Annotated in this window: 4 protein-coding genes and 1 pseudogene; all 5 read right to left on the reverse strand. The window is 40.8% G+C overall.

The genetic code is table 11. From position 1 onward, the window contains the following. Window positions 1-107 precede the first annotated feature (107 nt). Window positions 108-579 (reverse strand): annotated as a pseudogene (locus L655_RS01000000124805) (VOC family protein). Between the two features lie 88 nt (window positions 580-667). Beyond that, the gene (locus tag L655_RS0100145; protein WP_002958339.1) at window positions 668-1,429 is read right to left on the reverse strand and encodes an ABC transporter ATP-binding protein; all 762 of its coding nucleotides are present in this window, start codon (window positions 1,427-1,429) and stop codon (window positions 668-670) included. Then, complete coding sequence (locus L655_RS0100150; protein ID WP_002958338.1) at window positions 1,429-2,421, reverse strand: oligopeptide/dipeptide ABC transporter ATP-binding protein; 993 nt, start codon at window positions 2,419-2,421, stop codon at window positions 1,429-1,431. The genes L655_RS0100145 and L655_RS0100150 overlap by 1 nt, the downstream gene beginning before the upstream one ends. Beyond that, entirely contained in the window at window positions 2,422-3,315 is an 894-nt protein-coding gene (locus tag L655_RS0100155; RefSeq protein WP_002958337.1) for an ABC transporter permease subunit, read from the reverse strand. Beyond that, window positions 3,302-3,808: ABC transporter permease (locus L655_RS0100160; protein ID WP_024595335.1), on the reverse strand; the 507-nt coding region annotated here is incomplete at its 5' end. The genes L655_RS0100155 and L655_RS0100160, both read right to left, overlap by 14 nt.

Consider the following 3,808-nt stretch of genomic DNA (forward strand, 5'->3'; position numbering starts at 1 on the left):
AGATCTGATCATGACATTGAGATTTAGTTCAAAAAAATCCCCGCTAATTTCTTAGCAGGGATTTGTGTATAAGAGACAGCTTTTAAAGCGCCTTTCTTTATTGTCTTTTAATTACCTCTGGCAATAAACTCAATCCGATTGCCGCTAGGCTCTCTTATCATCATATGTTGGGTTGGGCCGCTACCTAAGTTTTCGGGTGCAAACTCTATAATAATATTATTTTGCATTTGTAAGTGTTCATGTAGCTCGCTTAACTTTTTGATACTTTCAACACTGAGTGCTAAATGGTGTAAGCCCACATTTTCTGCTCGATTAAACTCCACACGTTTTGCATCGTTTTTCACGCGCCATAATGTAATGGTTATTTTATTGTTTGATAAAAAATAAGCAGGATAGGCTGGGTCATTCCCTAGCGTTTTAAAGCCAAGTACATCAGTAAAAAAATGCTTTGGATGCATCTAAGTTTGATACGGTTAAACCTAAATGATCAACGCCACCAACCCAATTTGTATCAGCAATAGCTGAGGCAGATAGAAGGAGTAATGGGGAAAGGCTAAGTAGTAACTTTTGTTTAAGCATGAGATCTCTTGTTAATTAAATACAATTAACAAGAAGACCTAGTTAAATACGGTTACCTTACAAAAAAGTTAGGTATTTATAATCTGCTTTAGCAGCTTAATAAACGCTGCGTTACTTTTGATTGAGGGTTTTGAAAAACATCTTCAGTAGGACCGTATTCAACCACTTCGCCTTTATCAAGTACAACTACAAAATCACTAATGTGACGTACTAAACTTAAATGATGAGTGATCATCACATACGTAAGGCCTGTATCGCGCTGCAGCTTAAGTAACAAGTTTACTATTTGCGCCCGTATAGAGGGATCTAAAGACGAAACAGCTTCATCAAGTACAATCACCTTAGGATCTAAAATTAATGCACGAGAAAACGCTACACGTTGTAACTGCCCCACGCTAAACATATGCGGGTAGTAGTGTTTATGATCGATTAACAAACCCACCTTAGAAAGCGTTGCATCAATCTTTTCAGTGCGTTCACTAGCATCAAGTTCAGTATTATATTGCAGGCAATCATCAAGCATTTCGCCAATGGTTAAGCCCGGGTTGAGCGATGCAGCAGAATCTTGAAAAATCATACGAATATGGCGACATTGATTATCGCGTACGCCATTATCTTCGATAATATTATTCTCGAGCAAAATTTGCCCGCTATCAGCGCTATCAGCTCCTGAAAGTAGTTTTGCCAACGTACTTTTACCTGCGCCTGTTTCGCCAATTATGGCAATGCTTTCACCTTTACCTACGCAAAATGAAATGTTTTTAAGGACTTCAAACTTTTTACGTGAAAAAAGCCCAGCTCGCACATTAAAGGTTTTACAAAGTGCTTGTACTTTTAACAGTGGTTGCATTACTTCATGTCCTTAATTAACGGGAAGTGACACGCATAACTATGACCATGATGCTTAGTTAGGGCTGGTGTAACCACACAGGCTTTTTGTGCTTGCGGACAACGCGGCCCAAGGCGACAGCCAATGGGCAAATGTTGCAGGGTAGGGATAGTCCCTTTAAGCGCATAAAAAGGTTCTTTATGTGCTAAGCCTTGCTCGTAGTCTGGCAAGCTTTTTAGTAATGCTTGCGTGTATGGATGGCGAGGCTGTTTAAATATTTCATGGGTTGGGCCTGCTTCAACCATTTGCCCGCAATATAAAACATGAATGCCATGCGACCAATGTGCAATCTCTTCCAGTTCATGAGAGATCATCAAAATAGACATGTTTTTAAGTTGATTTAAGCTTTTTAGTAACCTAAATACTTGTGCGCGAGTTGTGCTCTCAAGCGCTGTAGTGGGCTCATCAGCGATTAAAAGTTTAGGCGTGCGAGCAATGGCCATCGCAATCATTACTTTTTGACATACGCCTTCAGAGAGCTCATGAGGGTAACTACTTAGTACCGCTTCGTGGTTTTTAATACCCACCTTATGAATAAGCGCTTTTACTCTGTCTTTTCTCTCTCGGTTGCGTTTTAAAAAGAAACCTTTAGTTGCGACCTCTGGGAGTGTTTCGGCAATTTGGTCAAATATTTTAGCGGTTGGGTCAAGGCAGCGACTTGGGTCTTGATAGATCATCGCTATATCTTGGCTTACTATTTTACGGCGTTTCTCTGGGCTTAAACGCATTAAGTCTACGCCGCGCCAATGAATACGGTCGGCAGTAATATCCCAGCGCTCGTTTAATACACCAATAATCGCTTTTGCTATTAAGCTTTTGCCAGAGCCAGACTCGCCCACAAGCGCATGTACTTCACCTTCTTTTAAGCTAAAGCTCACTCTGTCTACAGCTCTAATTACAGTTTCAGAGGTGCGTAGTTCAATTGTTAAGTTACGAACATCGAGTAATTGCATTTAATCAGCCTTACGTGCTTTTAGCACTTGTCGCAGGCCATCGCCTACTAAATTAGTAGATAACACGGCTAAAAATAACAGTACACCAGGTAGCGCTACAGTCCACGGCGCTAAATAAATAAGGCCTAGATTTTCGGCTAATATTGCGCCCCATTCGGTCGTTGGTGGCTGAGCCCCTAATTTTAAAAATCCCAGTGCTGAAATATCTAATATCGCAGTAGAAAGCGCCATCGTGAATATAACCACAATATGCTCATAAATATTAGGGAAAATACCGCGCGATATTATATGCCAATTAGATGCGCCATCGAGTCTAAACGCAGTAATGTAATCTTTACTTAATTCATCAACAATTAGGTTGCGCACCGAGTGAATAAATTGCGGTAGTAACGCTAAAATAATTGCCCATACGGTATTCATTAAACCAGGACCGAGTATGGCGATTATTATTATGGCCAATAACAAAGAAGGAATAGAAAGTGTTATATCAAGTAAATGATTTAAAAAGCTTGAACGCAACCCTTTACTAATCCCTGCAAAAGTCCCCACTAATACACCAAACAGGGTCGTGATTAGGGCAGCTACAACAGAAAGTCCAAACGTATATGTTGCACCATTCATTAAGCGCGAGAGTACATCACGGCCTAAATCATCGGTGCCTAAAATAAAGCGTACATCGCCCATTTCTCGCCATGAGGGCGGTATGAGTAGTGCATCACTATGCTGTTGGTTTACGCCATAGGGCGCTAAAAAAGGAGCTGTGGCGGCCAATAATGCAAACGCCATAAATATCCATAAACCAACCAAAGCTGGGTGATTGTTTTTAAATTTGCGCCAAAATCGCGCAAGTGGCGATTTATTCGACTCTTCAGAAAATAAATTAAACTTTGCCATGGGCCTGATTCCGCGAGAGTGGATCGAATAAAGTGTAAGTAAGCTCAGCTGTAATAGAGGCTAAAATAACAAATAAAGACACCGCCATTAATCCGCCTTGAATTGCAGGAAAGTCGCGCTGATAAATACTATCGATTAACCATCGGCCAATACCCGGCCAAGAAAAAATAACTTCAGTAATCATCGCAAGTGTTATCAAGGTGCTAAATTGCAAACCAATTTGCTTAATTACCGGTAGTAGAGCATTACGCAGTGCATGGTGCATGATAAGTTGACGGCGGTTAAGGCCTTTTGCCCTAGCTGTTTTAATAAAGTTTTGATCCATTACCTTAAGCATAGACTCGCGAGTAAAGCGCACTAATACCGTGGTTGGATACATGGCCAATACAATAGTAGGGAGTGTTAAATGACGCAGCGCATCAACAAAGGCCATCCCTTTATATGGAAATCCAGCTAGAGCAATATCAATTAATATAAACCCTGTACTGGCGGG

Origin of the sequence: Pseudoalteromonas sp. TAE79 (genome assembly GCF_000498015.1) — a bacterium.
Lineage (GTDB): Bacteria > Pseudomonadota > Gammaproteobacteria > Enterobacterales > Alteromonadaceae > Pseudoalteromonas.